Source organism: Pseudomonas sp. GM80 (assembly GCF_000282515.1).
In the GTDB taxonomy this organism is placed as follows: Bacteria; Pseudomonadota; Gammaproteobacteria; order Pseudomonadales; family Pseudomonadaceae; genus Aquipseudomonas.
In genome coordinates, this window is record NZ_AKJD01000142.1 from 1 (window position 1) to 2045 (window position 2045).

At 58.5% G+C, this 2045-nt stretch carries 2 protein-coding genes; one reads left to right on the forward strand and one right to left on the reverse strand.

All coding sequences use genetic code 11. From position 1 onward, the window contains the following. Window positions 1-95 precede the first annotated feature (95 nt). The gene (bioB, locus tag PMI37_RS19960) at window positions 96-1151 is read right to left on the reverse strand and encodes a biotin synthase BioB (RefSeq protein ID WP_008084274.1); all 1056 of its coding nucleotides are present in this window, start codon (window positions 1149-1151) and stop codon (window positions 96-98) included. 91 nt (window positions 1152-1242) lie between these two features. On the opposite strand from bioB, the gene PMI37_RS19965 reads away from it, so the two are divergent. Then, window positions 1243-1977, forward strand: coding sequence for a ComF family protein (locus PMI37_RS19965; protein ID WP_008084275.1), 735 nt, complete (start codon window positions 1243-1245; stop codon window positions 1975-1977). Window positions 1978-2045 lie beyond the last annotated feature (68 nt).

Consider the following 2045-nt stretch of genomic DNA (forward strand, 5'->3'; position numbering starts at 1 on the left):
CTGCCGAAGGCTGCGATCTTTTGATCTTGTCTTTTTAAAAACAACAGCAAAAGATCGCAGCCTTCGGCAGCTCCTACATGGGATCCGTGCGGCGATCAGACGGCGGCGTTGTAGAACTGCTCGCTGCTCTTCTGTTCAACCAATGCCTGCTCGATCGCCGCCTGGTGCACCTCGTCGGCATGCTCTTCACGCGCTTCCGGCTGGATGCCCAGACGCGCAAACAGTTGCATGTCCTTGTCCGCCTGCGGGTTGGCAGTGGTCAGCAACTTGTCGCCGTAGAAAATCGAGTTGGCGCCAGCGAAGAAAGCGAGGGCCTGCATCTGCTCGTTCATCGCTTCGCGGCCGGCGGACAGGCGCACATGGGATTGCGGCATGAGGATACGGGCCACGGCGAGCATGCGGATGAAGTCGAACGGATCGATGTCTTCGGCGTTTTCCAGCGGCGTACCGGCGACCTTCACCAGCATGTTGATCGGCACCGACTCCGGGTGTTCCGGCAGGTTGGCCAACTGGATCAGCAGATTCGCGCGGTCATCCAGCGACTCGCCCATGCCGAGAATCCCGCCCGAGCAGATTTTCATCCCCGATTCACGTACATAGGCCAGCGTTTGCAGGCGCTCGCTGTAAGTGCGGGTGGTGATGATGCTGCCGTAGAACTCCGGCGAAGTGTCGAGGTTGTGGTTGTAGTAATCGAGGCCGGCCTTGGCCAGCGCTTCGGTTTGATCCTGATCGAGACGGCCGAGGGTCATGCAGGTTTCCAGGCCCATGGCTTTCACGCCTTCAACCATTTTCAGCACGTACGGCATGTCTTTGGCCGACGGGTGCTTCCACGCCGCGCCCATGCAGAACCGTGTCGAGCCGATGGCCTTGGCGCGTGCCGCCTCTTCGAGGACTTTCTGCACTTCCATCAGTTTTTCTTTTTCAAGGCCGGTGTTGTAGTGACCGGACTGCGGGCAGTACTTGCAGTCTTCCGGGCAGGCGCCGGTCTTGATCGACAACAGCGTCGAAACCTGAACGCGGTTGGCGTTGAAATGTGCGCGGTGCACCGTTTGCGCCTGGAACAGCAAGTCGTTGAATGGCTGTACGAAGAGGGCTCTGACTTCGGCCAGTGACCAGTCGTGACGCAGGGTGGCGGTGGTGCTCGCGCTCATGGGTAATTCCTTGGTTATGCTTGGCTGGCGACTGGGGAAACGGAATACCCACAGGCGCTACACGGATGTTCGGCATATTTAAGGAAGAGTCATGCGCTGTCAACCACCATACAAAGAGTCGGTTTACATCTGTTTAAAAAACGTACAAACCCGTTTGTTGTGCGATGAGCCCGCAGACGCAGAAATGCCAATGTGCGTGGCGTGCGAGACCGAACTGCCATGGCTGGGTGATCACTGCATCACCTGTGCGTTGCCGCTGGCGGCGGCGGGCCTGACCTGTGGCGAGTGTCTGTTAGAGCCTCCGGCGTTCGAACAAGTCGTTGTGCCGTGGCTGTATGGCTTCCCGGTGGACAGTTTGATTACGCGCTTTAAACACAACGCGAAATGGCCGTTTGGCCACCTGCTCGCCGACGTTCTCGGGCAATACCTGCAACATCGCTTCGAAGAGGACGTACCAAGACCGGAGGCGCTGTTGCCGGTACCGATGGCGAAACAACGTTTGCGTCAGCGTGGTTTCAATCAGGCTGCGATGCTCGCGCAATGGCTGGGCAAGTCGCTTGATCTGCCATGCGAGGAGCAGGTCCTGCGCAGGCTGCAGAACACCAGCGCCCAGCAGGATCTCGACGCCAAGGCGCGTAAACGCAATCTGCTGCAAGCCTTCAGCCTCAATCCCGATGCACAGGTGAAGGGCCGACATCTGGCGTTGATCGATGATGTGCTGACGACCGGCGCCACGGCCCAAGCGTTAGCTAGGTTGTTAATGAATGCCGGCGCAGCAAGAGTTGATGTTTACTGCCTGGCCCGCACACCAAAACCCGGAACCTGAAGCCAACACCCCCCCCCCGTAGGAGCTGCGGCACGCTGCGATCTTTTGATCTTGTTTTTAAAGATCAA